We start from the raw sequence: 15,513 nt of genomic DNA, 5'->3' as shown, positions 1-15,513 counted from the left end.
CGGTTCCTTGCTCCATCACTGCAGGTACGGCGCGGCGATCGCCAGCGCGGTGCGGTACGGTTCCGGCTCGTTGCGGTTGCTGAGCAGGATCACCGTGAGGCGTTGCTTCGGCCAGCGCACGATCACGTTGCGGAAGCCGATGCTCTCGCCGGAGTGCCACAGCGTGTCGCCGGTGATGCGCCAGCCGTAGCCGTAGCTGGCCTCGTACGGCTCGCCGGTGACTTTCACGTGCGGGCTGAAGGCGAGCTTGCGCGAGGCGGCGCTGAGCAGGCGGTCGTCGTACAGCGCGGCGTCCCACTTGGCCAGGTCGTCGATCGAGGAATAGATGCCGCCGTCGCCGCGGGTGGCGCTGGTGACGCTCTGGTCGGTGCGCGTCCAGCCGCCGTTTTCTTCGCTGTAGCCGTAGGCGCGATTTTCCACCTCGGGGCCGCCGCGCTCATACAGCAAGGTGTGGTCCATGTGCAGCGGCTGGAAGATGTGCTGCCGGAGATACAGCGGCAGGCTGATGCCGGAGGCGCGCTCCACCACCAGGCCGAGCAGCACGTAGCCGGAGTTGCTGTAGCGGTAGGCCGTGCCGGGCGCGAAATAAGTCTTCGGCGTGGCGGACAGCAGGCGCAGCACGTCGTTGTCGCTGACCTGTCCGCTGGTGCCGGGCGGAATCAGGTCCTCGTAGTCGACCAGGCCGCCGGTGTGCGTGAGCAACTGGCGCAGGGTGACCGCGGCCGTCGTTTCCGGCAGCGAAGGTAACCAGCGGCGCACCGGATCGTCGAGCTTGAGGCGGCCGCTTTCGGCCAGCAGCAGGATCGCCGTGGCGGTGAACTGCTTGCTCACCGAGGCGAGCCGGTAGTTGGTGGCCGGCGTGGCTTTGTCGCCGTCCTCGAGATTGGCCAGGCCGTAGCTGCGGCGCACGATCGGCTTGCCGTCCTTGAGCACCAGCAGCGAGGCGCCAGGGACGTCGCCGCTGTAGCGCTGCATCAGTGCGTCGATCGGGTCGACCGGCTTGGTGCCGCTGGCGCAGCCGCCGAGCAGCAAGGTCAGTGCGAGGCCAGCAAGCAGTTTTGGCATGGCGGAATCCCCCCCTGTTCGTGGTGCCGTCATTGCACCGGCACGTCGTAGATCGTGTGCGGCGTCGGCTCCGGCGAGAGCGTGTAGTGCCACCACTCCATCGGGTAGTTGCGGAAGCCTTCGCGCTGCATCGCGTCGCGCAGCAACTGGCGGTTGGCGTGTTGCTGCGCGGTGATGCCGGGCGTGTCGGTGTGTGCGCGCACGTCGAAGAAGTCGAAGTCGGTACCCATGTCCAGCGCTTCGCAGCGCTTGCCGTCGGCGGCGCAGCGCTCAAGGGTGAGGTCGATGGTGGCGCCGCGGCTGTGGCCGGAGACCGGCGCGATGTAGTCGCCGAGCAGTTTCGACTTGTCCAGCGTGGGGTAGTGCTGCGGCTTGGTGCGCTGATCGTCGAGGTCGTGCGCCCAGCGCACGAAGTGCGCCACCGCGCGGGCGGGGCGGTAGCAATCCCAGATCTTCAGGCGCCGGTGTTGCGTGCGCAGTTCGTGCTCGACCCGCGCCAGTGCTTCGGCGACCGGGCGCAGCAGCAGGCACTTCGGCGCCAGGTAGCCGTCCACCGGCGCACCCACGAAATTGTCGCTGCCGGCGTACTTGATGTCCTCGGCCATGTCCGGCACCAGGCTGCGGATATCGACCAGGTTGGCCGCGGCGGCAGTCGTCGCCGGCGACAGGGTGGGCGGTTGCTCCGCGGCATGGGCGCGACCGGTGGCGCCGAGGGCGACGAGCAAACCGAGCAGGAGCAGGGGACGGCGGGTCGAAGTAATCATCGGTGGCAACCCCCACGACGCTGGAAAGCCAGGTCTTCGTAGTCGGAGCTGAAATCGCCTTGCGGGTCGAGCTTGGCCATGCGCAAGGTGATCGGCTGGCTGGTGGTGACCGCGTGGAAATCCAGCCACGCGTCCAGCTCGCCGCTGTCCCAATGCACCAGGTAGCGGCCGCCCAGGCGCATCACCGTGCCGGTCAGCGCGGGCGACTTCGCGGCGGCGAAACGCAGCTTGCCGTCGCGCGGGCACAACGAGACATCGCCGAACCACGGGTCGCGGTATTCGCCGGTCCAGGAGGCCAGCTCCGCCGTGGTGGCCGGCCGTTGCGCCGAGGTATCCGGGGCGGTCGAGCCGGCGGGGCGCTGCGCGGCCTGCCGCTCCAGCGCGTCGGCATACCAGTTCACGTCGCGCGGTTCGTCGGGTGCGGTGAAGTGCTTGACCAGCATTTCGCCGAGCACGGTGCGCGCATCGTCCGCCTCGCCGTTGATCATGAACACGAAGCCGCTCTTGCGGTCCGGCAGCAGCGCCAGCATCGAATACATGCCGTTCAAGGTGCCGGTGTGCCAGACCAGCCACTGGCCGTCGACGTCGGCCATGCGCCAGCCGTGGCCGTAGGCCATCACATGGGTGTTGTCCCAGGCACGGCGCTGCTCGGAAACGGGGATCAGCATGTGCGGCGCCTGCAGCACGCCGCGTTGCACCGGCGACAGCCACTTCAGCTGTGTCGACGTGGGCACCAGCCAGTTGCGCGCCCAGGCCAGCATGTCGGTGAGGTCGCAGCGGATGCCGCCCGCGGCGGCCGAGGCGATCGCGGGAATCGCGGCGTCCTCGGGTATCGCCACGTTGCGGCCGCCCTCGCGGCGATGCGGCGTGGCCACGTCGCCCACCGTGTCGCGGTTCCACGCGCCGACCTGGCAGCGGTCCAGGTGCAGCGGCTCGAACACTTCGCGGCGCATCAGCGTCTCGTAGGGCGCAGCGCCCGCGGCGGCGGCGACTTCGCCGGCCACCACGTAGAGCAGGTTGTCGTACTGGTATTGCGAGCGGAAGCTGTAGCCGGGCTTGATGAAGGCGAGGCCGTGGAGGATGTCGGCGCGGGTGAACGCGTTCGGTTCCGGCCACAGCATCAGGTCGCCGCCGCCTTCGGGCAGGCCGCTGGAATGGGTGAGCAGGTCGGCCACGCGCATGTTCGCGGTGACCCACGGATCGTGCATGCGGAACTGCGGCAGGTACTTCATCACCGGATCGTCCCAGCGCAACTTGCCCTGGTCGACCAGCCGGCCGAGCAGGGCGGTGGTCATCGCCTTGCTGTTGGAGGCGATCTTGAACAGCGTGCGCGGGGTGATCGGCTGGCCGGAGCCGGCGACGGTCTCGCCGGTGGTGCGCACGTAGACGACCTGGCCGTGCTCGATCACGCCGACGGCGATGCCGGGCAGGTGATAGCGGGCGATGGTGGCGTCGACGATCTTGTCGAGCGCCCTGGTTTCAGGTGTTGCTGTGCCGGCGTGGGCGCTGGCGGCCGTCAGGACCAGCGCGGTGGCGAAGAGCCAACGGCGCCCACGTAGGTTGGGGTGAGCGAAGCGAACCCCAACATGCTCTCGGTGCGGCGGAATTTGTTGGGGTTCGCTTCGCTCACCCCAACCTACGAATGCGTCAACGGCGGCTGCGTCAGCGCTGCGCATGGCGCTCGACCTCACTCCATACGCGCAGCAGGTTGCCGCCCCACAGCTTGGCGATGTCGGCGTCGCTGAAACCGGCGCGGCGCAGCGCGGCGGTGACGTTGCGGGTTTCGCCGGCGTCCTTCCAGCCGATGATGCCGCCGCCGCCGTCGAAGTCGGAGGCGAGGCCGACGTGGTCGATGCCGGCCACCTTCACCATGTGCCGGATCTGCTTCACGTAGTCGTCCAGGGTGGCCAGCGGGTATTTTTTCTGGATCTCGGCCATGCCGGCTTCCATCTCCGGCCGGTAGTCGTCGCTGTCGCTGTCGTACTCCTTCTCGCCGGCCTGCTTGGCGATGGCGTTCTGCAGTTTCTTTTCGGCGGCCTCGCGGCCCGGGTCCTTCTTCAGGAATTCCTTGTAGGCCACGGCGTCGATCACGCCGCCCTTGGCGGCGATCGCGCGCAGCAGGTCGTCGGGCAGGTTGCGCGGGTGGTCGAGCACGGCGCGGGCGCCGGAGTGCGAGGCGATGAGCGGCGTGCTGGACAGCTTGAGCGCATCGCGCACGCAGTTGTCCGAAGCGTGGGAGATGTCGACCAGCATGCCGATCTGGTTGGCGCGTTTCACCACAGCGCGGCCGAAGTCGCTCATGCCCTTGTCGCCGGCGCCGTTCATCGCCGGCTCGCCATGCTCGGTATCGGGTAGCGAGCTGGTGCACAGGTCGTTGTTGCCGACGTGGACCAGGCCGACGGAGCGCGCGCCGCGATCGAACGCGGCGTCGAGGCGGTGGATGTCGTGGCCGAGCGAGTAGGCGTTCTCGATCTCGATCGTCGCCGAGAGCAGGCCGGCCTTGTGGTTGGCGAGCAGCTGTTCGGGCGTGGTGGCCAGGCGGATGCGGTCGGGATACATCATCAGCATGCGGCCGATGCCGTCGTATTTCTGGCTGGCCTGTTGCACCGCCTTGGCGTAGCCGGCGGCGTCGAGCTGGTGCTGCGGCACCCAGACCACGAAGAACGCCGCGTTCAGGCCGCCGCGCTCCATCTTGCCCAGGTCGACCAGCAGGCGGGTATCGTGCCCGACGTCGAAGCGCGGCTCGCCCATGTAGTTGAAGGGGATGTCGACATGGGTGTCGATGGTGATCGGCGGATCCTGCTGTGCTTGCGCGGGCAGCGTCCCGGCGACGCTCAAGGCGGCGAGGAGGGCGAGGCGGACAGTCGTGTTCATGGCGTTTCCCAGTTCCGGGCCGGCTGTTCGCCGGCGATCATGTCCTCGAAGTGCTGGCGCCGCCGCACCACGGCGTAGCGGCCCCGCTGCAGCAGTACCTCGGCGGCCAGCGGCCGCGAGTTGTAGGTGGAGGCCATCGACGTACCGTACGCGCCGGTGGCCTTGATCAGCAACAGGTCGCCGGCGGCGCACTCGGGCAGTTCGCGTGCGCGGGCGAAAGTATCGCCGGTCTCGCACACCGGGCCGACGATGTCGTAGGTGGCCAGCGGGCGCCGCTCGTCCGCTACCGGCACGATGTCGTGCCAGGCGTCGTACAGGCTGGGCCGCTGCAGGTCGTTCATCGCCGCGTCCAGCACCAGGAACGTGCGTTCGATGCCGGGTTTGACGCGGATCACCCGGGTCAGCAGCACGCCCGCCTCGGCGACCAGGTAGCGGCCCGGTTCCAGCAGCAGGCGGCCGCGGAAACCGGCCAGCGCCTCGCGGATCGCGCCGACGTAATCGGCCGCGGCCACCGGCTGGTCCACGCCGGCGCGATAGCACACGCCCAGTCCGCCGCCGACGTCGATGCTGTTGACCGGATGGCCGGCCTGCTCGAGTTCGCGCCAGAACGCGGCGACCCGCTGCAGTGCCAGCCGGAACGGTTCGACGCTGAGGATCTGCGAACCGATGTGCACGTGCAGGCCGTCGAGCTGCACGTGGGTGAGCTGGCTGCGTTCGGCGAACCAGCGGCGCGCCTCGTCGATGCTGACGCCGAACTTGTTCTCCGACTTGCCGGTGGAGATCTTCGCGTGGGTCTGCGCGTCCACGTCGGGGTTGATGCGCACGGCGGCGCGCGCGGTCACCTCCTGCGCCTGCGCGACCCGCTGCAGGGTATGCAGTTCGTCCAGCGATTCGACGTTGAAGCGCATGATGCCGACGCTCAGCGCGCCGGCGATTTCGTCGGTGCTCTTGCCGACGCCGGAGAACACGATGCGCTCGGCCGGCATGCCGGCGTTGAGCGCGCGGCGCAGCTCGCCGACCGAGACGATGTCGGCACCGACGCCGGCGTTCGCCATCAATTGCAGGATGGCGAGGTTGGGGTTGGCCTTGACCGCGAAGCAGATGGTGGCGTCGAGGCCGGTCAGCGCGGCCTGGAGTTCGCCGATGCGCTGGTGGATCGCGCTGGCGGAGTAGGCATGCAGGGGCGTGCCAATCCGCTGCGCCAGGGCCTGCAGGTCGACCCCGTCGAAGTGGCGGTGGGCGTCGTCCGCCTGCGTGGCACTTGCCGTCGTCGTCGGGCGGCTGGTTGTTGGCGTGGACATGGCCTGGTGCCGTTGCTGCTGCGGTGAAACCGCAAAAAAAGAGCGGCCCGGCAGTTGCGCGGGCCGCGATCGGGGGAGGACGATCAGAAGTTGATGGACATGGTCAGCTGGGTGAAGCGCGGCGACTGGAAGCCAAGCGGCTGGCGGAACGTGTCGCTGGTGGAATTGGAGATGGACGTCTGCAGATCCTGATCCACCGCCGTGGTGTGCTTCTGGTTGAGCAGGTTGTAGACGGCCAGCTTCACCCGGAACTCGCCGCCATCGAACGGCTGGATGTAGCTGATGCCGGCGTTGAGCGTGAAGGTCCACGGCAGGCGGCCGTACTTGCCGCGCGGCGAGCGTTCGTAGACGCGGTTCTCGGACACCGGCGAGGCGCAGTTCTGCACGCAGATGAAGTAGCTGTGGTAGTTGGTGGCGTCGTAGGGGTTGCCCACGCCGAAGCCGGTGATCGGGCCGCCGGAGGCGGCGTTCACGTCGGCGCCGAGCTGCCAGTGCGGGGTGAGCGCATAGGTGCCGCGCAGCTTGAACTGGTGGCGGCGGTCGTTCGGCAGGTAGCCGTCGCCGCCCAGGTTCACCCACGGATCGTCGAAGTTCTCGGTGCGGCCGGTGTCGTCGAAGTCGGTGTCCGAGTTGACCGGGCCTTCCGCGTTGCCGCGGTTCCACGACATCGTGTACGAGGCGTTCATCGCCCACTTCTCGTCCCACGCGCGGTTCAGCTGCAGCTCGACGGCGGCGTAGGTGCGCTTGGGCTTCACCCAGCCGCGCTGGCCCAGGTAGTTGCCCTGGGCGTCATACATCGCCCAGCCTTCCTTGGAGGTGTCCACGGTGAGGTAGCCGTCAGGGGTGCCGTCGCAGTTGGTGTCGCCCCACACGGTGACCTTCTTGCCAGGGTTGGCCATCACCCAGCCGATGTAGCCGTTCTCGCCGCACTGCGCGGTGGCGCTGATCTCCATGTCGTCGATCGCGTTGTGCAGGCGCCGGTAGGTGGCGCTGACGCCCCACGACCACTGCGAGGTGATCAGCTGCTGGAAGCCCAGGATCGCTTCGTCCTGGTAGACCGGATCCATGTTCTTGTCGACCTCGGAACGCAGGTCGCCGACGGTGCCGTCGCCCTGCGAATTGTCGACCGGGCCGATCTGCGGGCCGAGCTTCGGGACGGCGTACTCGACGCCGTTGAGGGTCTTGTACTCCCAGCCGTCGAACGCGTAGTAGGTGCGCTCGTCGAGCAGGCCGCCGGCCTGCTTGATGTTGATCACGTTGGCCACCGGCAGGTAGTAGCGGCCGAGGTTGCCGAACAGCTTGGTGCTGCCGTCGCCCTTCATGTCCCAGGAGAAGCCCAGCCGCGGCGCGATCTGCCGGCTCATCTTGATGTAGCTGCGGCCTGCGGCGTCCTGGTTGTCGAAGCTGTCGTTGCGCACGCCGGCGTTGAGCACCAGGCTGGGTGTCACCTGCCAGTTGTCCTCGATGTAGTACGCGGCATTCTTGGTGGTGAAGGTGCCGGCGATCTCGTAGCGGCGTGCGCGCACGTAGGCGTCGTAGCCGGCCGGCACCACGCCGCCGTTGGAGATGGTGGAGCCGGCGCTGGCGGCGTACAGGTTGTAGTAGTACGCGCCCGGCCCGGCGTAGTGGCGGTTGTAGTCGGAGGTGTCGTTTTCGTGGTCGTAGCCGAAGCGCAGCAGGTGGTCGCCCAGCGTCCACTCGAAGTCGGCGCGGGCCTGCTTGCGGGTGTCGTTGCGTTTGTACACGGTGGAGCTGCTGGTGCAGCCCAGCTGCACGCCCGGATCGTGGATCGCCCGGAACGCGTTGTTCGCCGAGACGTAGTTGCAGTCGATGTCCAGCTGCGAGCGGGTGAACGCCTCGCGCTCGTTGCGGCCGTACATCAGCTTCATCGACAGGTCGTTGGTGAGGTAGCTGGTCCAGGTCAGCGCCCAGTTCTTGCCGCCGGTATCGGTGAAGACCTTGTTGGTGCGGGTGCCGATAGTGCTGGTGTCGTAGTCGTAGCTGTAGACGTCGCCGGTGTTCTTGTTCTTGTCGGAGAACGCCATCAGCTGCAACACGTTGCTGTCGGTGATGTTCCAGTCGATCGTGGTGCCCCAGAAGCCGGTATCCGAGTTGTTGGAGGTCAGCGTGGTGCCGGCGTTGTTGGTGTTGCGCGGGCTGCTGCCGCGGGCCTCGTACATGGCGAAGATGAACAGTTTGTCCTTGACGATCGGGCCGGAGGCCCAGATGTTCGTCTTCACCAGCGAGTCCTGGTCGCGGCTGGCGGTGAGGTAGCGGTGGCCGCTGGCGTCATAGTGATCGTCGGCGCGCGAATGCCAGTTGCCGGGCTCCAGGGTGATCTCCACGCCACCCTTGAACTCGTTGGTGCCTGAGCGCGCCACCGCATTGACCACGCCGCCGGTAGTGCGGCCGAACTCGACCGAGTAGCCGCCGGTCTTGACCTGGAACTGGTCGTAGAACGCGAACGGCGCTTCGGAGAAGCCGTTGCGGTTGTAGAAGTCGGTGACGTTGAGGCCGTTGACGTAGAACGCGTTCTCGGCGATCGAGGAGCCGCCGAAGGAAATGCCGCCGAAGGCGGCGTTGCCCTTGACCACGCCGGGCGCCAGCAGCGCCACCGAGGTGACGTTCTGGTCGACCGGCAGGCGCACCAGGTCGGCGCGCGAGACGATGGTGGCCGACTCGGTGGAACGGACGTCGATCACCGGCAGCACCGAGCCGGTGACGTTGATGGTGGCCAGGCTGGTCGCGTTTGCCGCGCCCAGGTCCACTGTGGTGGTGGTGCCCAGCGCCACCGTGACGTTGCGCGTCGGACCCACCGGCTGGCCGCCGCTGCTGGCGCTGATGGTGTACTGGCCCACCGGCAGGAACGGGAAGCGGTAGTTGCCGTCGTTGTCGGCGGTGATCGTGCGAGTCAGGCCGGTGGCCGGATTGGTCACGACCACGGTGGCGCCGGCTTGGGTGCGACCGGCCACCGAACCGTCGTTGTTGGCCGCGTACGCCTGCGGGCCGCCGAAGGCGGCGAGCGCCAGTCCGAGCGCCGTGCCGAGCACGGTCCTGCGCAATGTCCCGGTGTTGCTCATGTTCCCCATCTCCCCATCGACGCCGTCGATGCCATGTTTATGAAAAGCTGCCGGTTAGTTGCCGCTGCGTCCCTGCGCCGCTGGCAGGACCTGCCAGTCGAAGCCGTAATCCAGTTGATCGAAATAGAGGTTGCCGCCGCGCCATTCGGCCTCGCCGCGTTGCGAGTCCACGTCGTCGGAGCGGAACTGCCGCTTGGACGGCTGGAAGCGGCGGCCGTAGTCGTCGTTGAAGGCGATGCGCCAGTTGTCGAGGCCGCCCAGGTAGAACCACTCCAGCGCCTTGTCGTCGCCCGCCGCCGGGTGCAGCCGGCCGGTGGTGACGTCCATCGGCACCCAGCCGTACGGCGGCAGGTACAGGTAGCCCCAGTCGTGGATGTTGCTGTAGCGGCTGCCGTCGTCCGAATACACCATGCCGGACTGCCAGCGCGCGGGGATGCCGTTCAGGCGCAGCAGGGTCATCAGCAGCAGGGTCTGCTGGCCGCAGTCGGCGTGGCCGGCGTGCAGCGCGTAGTCGCTGATGTTGCTGATGGTGGAGTACTCGCGCGCGCCGGCCCAGGGGATCTGGTCGACCGCGGCGAACAGTTTCTGCGCGATGCGGTACGGGTTCTTCTCCTCGCCCACGACCTTGCGCGAGAACGCGCGCATCGCGTCGGTGAACACGATATGCGGTGCGCGCTCGGCCACGAACGGGGCCAGTTCCGGCGTGATCTTCTCCGCCGTGACCCTGGCCGGGTCGATCGCGTGGTATTGCGCGAACAGGGTCAGCTCGTAGGTGACCGAGAACACCGTCTTCTGTCCGGCCACGGCCGGCTTCTCCAGGTACACCGTGCGTTGCGGCGCCGACGCGGGTGCGATCTGGTGCGTGGCCGGCACGCTGGCCACGTAGCGGATGTCTTCCTGCTGGCCCGGCACCGCCTGCGGGTACGGAATCCACGCGCGCACGGTCTCGCCGGCGGGCACGGCGTCGGCGTCGACGGTCAGCGTCTGCGTCATGCGCAGGCGCCGCGGCAGCACGCTGCTCTTGTGTCCGGCCAGCGCGGTCTGGTAGATCGCGCGCTGGTGCTCGTTCAGCGCTTCCATCGGACCGTCGCCGATCGGCGTCTGCACGGCGCGCCGCGCCACCGCTTCGGGGCTGAGCCGGAACAGGTTGCCGGGTGAGCGCTTGAAGTACAGCGTGCGGCCGTCGATGACCTGGTGCTCGAACAGGCCGGCCGCGTTCCACTTCGCGAACTCGGCGTCGCTGAGGTCGGGGATCTGCTGGCGCACGCGCGCCTTGACCTCGTCGGCGCCGAGGGTGAAGTCGAGCAGGATGCGGCGCATACGTTCGCGCTGGAACGCGAGCGCGTGGCGCGTGTCGGCGGACAGGCCGGGCTGCGCCAGGGCGCCGGTGATCGCCGCGTCGGCCGCCTTGAAGTGGCCGGCGTCGATCTGGGCGATGATGGGGGCGACCGCCTTGCCGCCGCTACCGGTGCCGGCGAAGGCAGACGGGGCGACCAGCAGCAGGGCGAGCAGGGACACGGCGACGCGCCAGCCACGTGCATGGCAGCGTACTTTGGGTGCGACAGGTAGCAACGTATCCATCGACAAACGTCCCCGCAACGAATCCCCTGAAGCCGCTGTGTAACACGCTTGCAAATGCCGGTCAATAATTTATGCTTCGATCGAAGTCTACAAGAATCAGCTATTCCTTGATGGTGGAAACCAGCCAGCCTGCGAATGCCCGCGAACGATCCACGAGGGGATGCATGTGATCCACACGGTCTGGCCCTACCTGGCGCTGATGTTGCTGATCGCCGGTTTGTTTCCGGCGATGGAACGCCGCTTCGGCTGGAAGCTGTTTTCGGTGCTGCCGCCGATCGTGCTGACCTATCTGCTGGTCACTGCGCTGGCGGTTTCCGGGCTGTGGCAGGTCAACGCGGAGATCAAGGCGGCGCAGTCGATGCTGGTGTCGCACATGGTGCCGGCCCTGCTGTTCCTGCTGATGATCAACTGCGACCTGCGCGCGATCTGGCGGCTCGGCCCGCGCGTACTCGGCGTGTTCGCCTGCACCTCGCTGAGCCTGTTCGTGGCCTTCATCGGCACCTACCTGATCTATCGCCACTGGCTGCCCGGCAACGACTGGCAGCCGCTGGCCGCGCTCTCCGGTAGCTGGGTCGGCGGCACCGCGAACATGATCGCGGTGAAGCAGGCGATCGGCATGTCAGACACGTACCTGGCGATGTCGCTGCTGACCGATGCGCTGGGTTACTCGATGTGGGTGGTGGTGCTGTTCTCGGTGGCGCGATTGGCGCCGGCGTTCAACCGCTGGACCCGGGCAAAATCCAGCGGCGACACTCCGCTGGCGCCGGTGAAGGCCAAGGCGCCGACCACCTACGACAGCGTGCTGCTGTGGCTGGGCATGGCGCTGGCGGTGGCGGCGCTGTCGGGCTGGCTGGCCAACTGGCTGCCGGTGTCCGGCATGATCAGCGCGACCACCTGGGCCATCCTGCTGGCCACCGGCTTCGGCCTGCTGGTGGCGCACACGCCACTGGCGGAGTTTCCTGGCGCCAGCACGATTTCCAGCGCGATGCTGATCAGCGTGGTGGCGGTGCTGGCCTCGCAGAGCAACTTCCAGGGCATCGCTGCGGCCCCGCTGTACCTGCTGTGCGGCGTCACCATCATCGCGATCCATGCGGTGCTGCTGATCGGCTGCGCCAAGCTGTTCCGCTTCGACCTGTACCTGTGCGGGATCTCTTCGCTGGCGCATATTGGCGGCGTGGCGGCCACGCCGATCCTGGCGGCCAGCTATTCGGCCGCGCTGGTACCGGTCGGTATCCTGCTGGCCCTGCTCGGCTACATCCTGGGCACCGGTTTCGGCCTGCTGGTGGCGACGATCCTGTCCACGCTGGCGGGTGGGTGATGCGGTTTCAACATAGGACCAAGACGATGCGATTTTCCCTGCTTGCTGCCACCGTGCTTGCGCTCGCCTTCGCCGGCGCACCATCGCAGGCGCGCGAGGCGAACGCTGCGTTGACCGTGCCGCCGTCCGGCGTGCTCGGCGTCGGCGAGGCGCAGCTCACGCCCGCATTCTGGATCGGCCTGCAGGCCGAGCCCGATCGGGTGATCCTCGACCGCGCCGCGATCGAGGCGCAGAACGCGAAGTTGCTGCAGCTCGATCCGTCGATGCACGGCCTGCGCGCGTTGCCGAAAACCCTGGGCCGCGAGCAGGTTGCCGGCTGGATCGAGGCGCTGTCCGAGCGGCCGGACCGTCCGCTGTTCGACGTCGACGGCCGGCCGGTGCCGGCCGCCACGCTGGATGCCGCGGTCGGCAACCTCGCGCTCGATGCGATTCCCGCGCAGCAGCCGACGCGCTACGGCCTGGTGGTGCGCCGCGCCGCGCTGCGCACGTTCCCCACCACGCTGCGCGTGTTCAGCACAAAGGGCGACACCGACATCGACCGCTTCCAGGAAAGCGCCGAGTTTCCCGGCACACCGGTGGCGATCGTGCACGCCAGCGCCGACGACCAGTGGCTGTTCGTGGTCAGCCCGCGCTATGCCGCCTGGACCGAGAAGGAGAACGTGGCCGAAGGCGGCGCGGCCGAAGTGTTCGGCTACGCCGACAAGGCGCCGTACCGGGTGATCACCGGCGCGGTAGAGCGCACCGTGTTCACCCGCGAGCAGCCGGCGGTATCGCAGCTGCCGCTGGACATGGGCACGCGCGTGCCGCTGGCGACCGGCCTGGCGCCGGACCAGCCGGTCAACGGGCAGACGCCGTACGCCGCGCACGTGCTCGAGCTGCCGCTGCGCAAGGCCGACGGCACGCTCGGCTTCAGCCCGGCGCTGCTGCAGAAGAACACCGATACCGCCGCCGACTACCTGCCACTGACCCGTGCCAACCTGGTCCGCCAGGCGTTCAAGTTCCTCGGCGAGCGCTATGGCTGGGGTCACGCCTATGACGGCCGCGACTGCAGCGGCTTCGTTTCCGACGTGTACCGCAGCATGGGCGTCGAGATGCCGCGCAACACCAGCAAGCAGGCGATCAGCCCGGCGCTGGAACGCCGCGCGTTCACCGCGAAGGACAGCCGCGAAGAACGCCTCAAGGCGGCGCATGCGTTGCAGGTGGGCGACCTGGTCTACATCCCCGGCCACGTGATGATGGTGATCGGCCAGCTGCACGGCCAGCCCTACGTGATCCACGACGTGGGCGGCATGAGTTACCGCAAGGCGGACGGCAGCAAGGCGCACGTCAAGCTCAACGCGGTGTCGGTGACGCCGCTGCTGCCGATGCTGTTCAACGACCAGCAGACCTTTGTCGACCGCATGACCAGCATCGTGCGCATCCGCCACTGAGCGCGCCTGCACCAAGAAGAAAAAGGACACAGATTCCATGAAGGCTTGCCCATGAAAATCACCGACATCCAGTTCGGCATGCTGCGGGTGCCGCTGAAGACCCCGTTCAAGACGGCGCTGCGCACGGTCAACACGGTGGAGGACATCGTGGTGATGGTGCATACCGACACGGGCCAGGTCGGTTACGGCGAGGCGCCGGCCACCGCGGTGATCACCGGCGACACCCACGGCTCGATCATCGACGCGATCCGCCACTACATCTCCCCGCGGCTGATCGGCCAGGACATCGCCGAGCTCAACCACCTCACCCAGCTGATCCAGTCTTCGATGGAGAAGAACACCAGCGCCAAGGCGGCGGTGGAGATCGCGGTGTACGACCTGTGGGGCCAGCTCTACGGCGCGCCGCTGTACAAGCTCTTGGGCGGCGGCGACCCGGTGATCACCACCGACATCACCATCAGCGTCGACTACATCGACAAGATGGTGGCCGACTCGGTTTCCGCGGTGGAGCGCGGCTTCGAGTCGCTGAAGATCAAGGTGGGCAAGGACATCGGCGTCGACATCGAGCGGGTCAAGGCGATCTACGCCGCGGTGGAAGGGCGCGCGCTGCTGCGGCTGGACGCGAACCAGGGCTGGACCGCCAAGCAGGCGGTGTACGCGCTGCAGACGCTGGAGGAGGCCGGCATCAAGCTGGAGCTGATCGAGCAGCCGGTGAAGGCGCGCGACCTGGCCGGCATGCGCTACGTCACCGAGCGCGTGCACACGCCGGTGATGGCCGACGAGAGCGTGTTCGGCCCGATGGAGGTGATCGAGCTGATCCGCCTGCGCGCGGCCGACATCATCAACATCAAGCTGATGAAGACCGGCGGCATCTCCAACGCGGTGCGCATCGCCGACATCGCCGCGATGCACGGCATCGAGTGCATGATCGGCTGCATGCTGGAAACCTCGATCAGCGTGGCGGCGGCGGTGCACGTGGCGGTGGCGAAGTCGAACGTGATCACCAAGGTCGATCTGGACGGCCCCTCGCTGTGCCAGTTCAATCCGGTCGACGGTGGGGTAATCTTCAACGAGTCGGAAATCTCGGTGACGGACGCCCCCGGACTGGGCATCCGCGAGATCCGCGGACTGGAGAGGATCGAAGCCTGATGTCGCCGCTGGTCAAAATCCGTTCGGAACGCGACCAGATGTCGGCAGTGGAGCGGCGCATCGCCGACTTCATCCTCGAAAACGCGCAACTCCTGCGTGACTACTCCTCGCAGCAACTGGCCAACGCGCTGGGGATCAGCCAGTCCAGCGTGGTCAAGTTCACCCAGAAGCTCGGCTTCAAGGGCTATCCGGACCTGAAGTATTCGGTCGGCGAGGCGATCGCCCGCGCCGACAACGGCGACACGCCGCAGGTCGCGGCGGCGAGCGGCGGCGAGGGCGGTGGTGCCTCCGCCGGCAACTTGTGGCGGCGCAAGTCCGAAGCCGAGGAGGCGACCCGGCTGATCAACCCGCCGCAGACCCTGCATGCGGTGGCCGACGCGATCGAGCAGGCCGGCCGTGCCGGCAAGGTGTTCATCATCGGGCTGGGCGAGGACGACATCCACGCGCGCGGCTTCGCGCTGAAGCTGTCGCTGCTGGGCATCCTCACCGTGCACAACTTCGACACCGCGCGGATGACCGCGAACGTCTCCGCGGCCAGCGCCGGCGACGTGCTGCTGGTGTTCTCCGAGCACGGCAACCACCCGGCGCTGTGCAAGATCGCCCGCTACTTCCGCGAGCGCCGCGGCCAGGTGATCACGGTGACGCGGCACACCGCGAACCCGCTGCGCGCGCTGGCCGACCTCGCCCTGGTGGTGTCGGCGCACGACGAGCTGCCGTACATCCAGCCGCTGCTGTACCAGTCGGCGCTGCAGCACCTGCTCGACGGCGTATTCGTGCAGCTGTGCGAGGGCCACGACGATCGCCACGCGCAGCTGCTGGCCAACCTCGACCGCATCCAGCTGATGCTGGAGCCGTGAGGGCCGGGAATGGGGAATCGTAGGAGCCCGCTTGCGGGCGATGCTTTTGAGCCGGGATTCGGGATTCGGGATTCGGGATTCGCAGAAGCACCAC

General features: G+C 67.8%; 11 protein-coding genes. 4 read left to right on the top strand and 7 right to left on the bottom strand.

What is annotated here, in order from left to right; all coding sequences use genetic code 11:
- Positions 1-15: 15 nt before the first annotated feature.
- The 7 genes from R2APBS1_RS16595 to R2APBS1_RS16565 form a co-directional block, all read right to left on the bottom strand.
- Positions 16-1,065: a serine hydrolase domain-containing protein gene (locus R2APBS1_RS16595; protein ID WP_015448800.1), complete on the bottom strand. Its 1,050-nt coding sequence runs from the start codon at positions 1,063-1,065 to the stop codon at positions 16-18.
- A gap of 29 nt (positions 1,066-1,094) precedes the next feature.
- The gene (locus R2APBS1_RS16590) at positions 1,095-1,829 is read right to left on the bottom strand and encodes a M15 family metallopeptidase (protein WP_015448799.1); all 735 of its coding nucleotides are present in this window, start codon (positions 1,827-1,829) and stop codon (positions 1,095-1,097) included.
- On the bottom strand, positions 1,826-3,505 hold the full coding sequence (locus R2APBS1_RS16585) for a serine hydrolase (RefSeq protein ID WP_015448798.1): 1,680 nt from the start codon (positions 3,503-3,505) through the stop codon (positions 1,826-1,828). Before R2APBS1_RS16585 ends, R2APBS1_RS16590 begins: the two co-directional genes overlap by 4 nt.
- A complete protein-coding gene (locus R2APBS1_RS16580; protein WP_015448797.1) occupies positions 3,492-4,703 on the bottom strand; it encodes a dipeptidase in 1,212 nt (403 codons plus the stop codon). The genes R2APBS1_RS16585 and R2APBS1_RS16580 overlap by 14 nt, the downstream gene beginning before the upstream one ends.
- Positions 4,700-6,004, bottom strand: coding sequence for a diaminopimelate decarboxylase (lysA, locus tag R2APBS1_RS16575; RefSeq protein WP_015448796.1), 1,305 nt, complete (start codon positions 6,002-6,004; stop codon positions 4,700-4,702). The genes R2APBS1_RS16580 and lysA overlap by 4 nt, the downstream gene beginning before the upstream one ends.
- A gap of 83 nt (positions 6,005-6,087) precedes the next feature.
- Positions 6,088-9,084, bottom strand: coding sequence for a TonB-dependent receptor (locus tag R2APBS1_RS16570; protein ID WP_015448795.1), 2,997 nt, complete (start codon positions 9,082-9,084; stop codon positions 6,088-6,090).
- A 54-nt stretch (positions 9,085-9,138) separates the two neighbouring features.
- On the bottom strand, positions 9,139-10,665 hold the full coding sequence (locus tag R2APBS1_RS16565; protein WP_015448794.1) for a transglutaminase-like domain-containing protein: 1,527 nt from the start codon (positions 10,663-10,665) through the stop codon (positions 9,139-9,141).
- Positions 10,666-10,825: 160 nt separating this feature from the next.
- Here R2APBS1_RS16565 and R2APBS1_RS16560 point away from each other — a divergent pair, with 160 nt between their 5' ends.
- From R2APBS1_RS16560 to R2APBS1_RS16545, 4 genes are read left to right on the top strand one after another with little or no spacing between them, the layout of a single operon-like run.
- Positions 10,826-11,983: a DUF819 family protein gene (locus R2APBS1_RS16560; protein WP_041676814.1), complete on the top strand. Its 1,158-nt coding sequence runs from the start codon at positions 10,826-10,828 to the stop codon at positions 11,981-11,983.
- A gap of 26 nt (positions 11,984-12,009) precedes the next feature.
- A complete protein-coding gene (locus R2APBS1_RS16555; RefSeq protein ID WP_015448792.1) occupies positions 12,010-13,413 on the top strand; it encodes a C40 family peptidase in 1,404 nt (467 codons plus the stop codon).
- A 51-nt stretch (positions 13,414-13,464) separates the two neighbouring features.
- Entirely contained in the window at positions 13,465-14,562 is a 1,098-nt protein-coding gene (locus R2APBS1_RS16550) for a dipeptide epimerase (protein WP_015448791.1), read from the top strand.
- Positions 14,562-15,419 carry a MurR/RpiR family transcriptional regulator gene (locus tag R2APBS1_RS16545; RefSeq protein ID WP_015448790.1) on the top strand — a complete coding sequence of 286 codons (858 nt, stop codon included), beginning with the start codon at positions 14,562-14,564 and terminating at the stop codon, positions 15,417-15,419. Before R2APBS1_RS16550 ends, R2APBS1_RS16545 begins: the two co-directional genes overlap by 1 nt.
- Positions 15,420-15,513: the final 94 nt, after the last annotated feature.

Source organism: Rhodanobacter denitrificans (assembly GCF_000230695.2).
In the GTDB taxonomy this organism is placed as follows: Bacteria; Pseudomonadota; Gammaproteobacteria; order Xanthomonadales; family Rhodanobacteraceae; genus Rhodanobacter; species Rhodanobacter denitrificans.
The sequence above is the reverse complement of the archived record's forward strand: the minus strand, read 5'-3'. Positions and strand labels throughout refer to the sequence as shown.

Excerpts from the sequence above, each read along its gene's own strand:
- R2APBS1_RS16555 (WP_015448792.1), top strand. The coding sequence starts at position 12,010 with ATGCGATTTTCCCTGCTTGCTGCCACCGTGCTTGCGCTCGCCTTCGCC.
- lysA (WP_015448796.1), bottom strand. The coding sequence starts at position 6,004 with ATGTCCACGCCAACAACCAGCCGCCCGACGACGACGGCAAGTGCCACG.
- R2APBS1_RS16590 (WP_015448799.1), bottom strand. The coding sequence starts at position 1,829 with ATGATTACTTCGACCCGCCGTCCCCTGCTCCTGCTCGGTTTGCTCGTC.
- R2APBS1_RS16580 (WP_015448797.1), bottom strand. The coding sequence starts at position 4,703 with ATGAACACGACTGTCCGCCTCGCCCTCCTCGCCGCCTTGAGCGTCGCC.
- R2APBS1_RS16595 (WP_015448800.1), bottom strand. The coding sequence starts at position 1,065 with ATGCCAAAACTGCTTGCTGGCCTCGCACTGACCTTGCTGCTCGGCGGC.
- R2APBS1_RS16565 (WP_015448794.1), bottom strand. The coding sequence starts at position 10,665 with ATGGATACGTTGCTACCTGTCGCACCCAAAGTACGCTGCCATGCACGT.
- R2APBS1_RS16560 (WP_041676814.1), top strand. The coding sequence starts at position 10,826 with ATGCATGTGATCCACACGGTCTGGCCCTACCTGGCGCTGATGTTGCTG.
- R2APBS1_RS16545 (WP_015448790.1), top strand. The coding sequence starts at position 14,562 with ATGTCGCCGCTGGTCAAAATCCGTTCGGAACGCGACCAGATGTCGGCA.
- R2APBS1_RS16570 (WP_015448795.1), bottom strand. The coding sequence starts at position 9,084 with ATGAGCAACACCGGGACATTGCGCAGGACCGTGCTCGGCACGGCGCTC.
- R2APBS1_RS16550 (WP_015448791.1), top strand. The coding sequence starts at position 13,465 with ATGAAAATCACCGACATCCAGTTCGGCATGCTGCGGGTGCCGCTGAAG.
- R2APBS1_RS16585 (WP_015448798.1), bottom strand. The coding sequence starts at position 3,505 with ATGCGCAGCGCTGACGCAGCCGCCGTTGACGCATTCGTAGGTTGGGGT.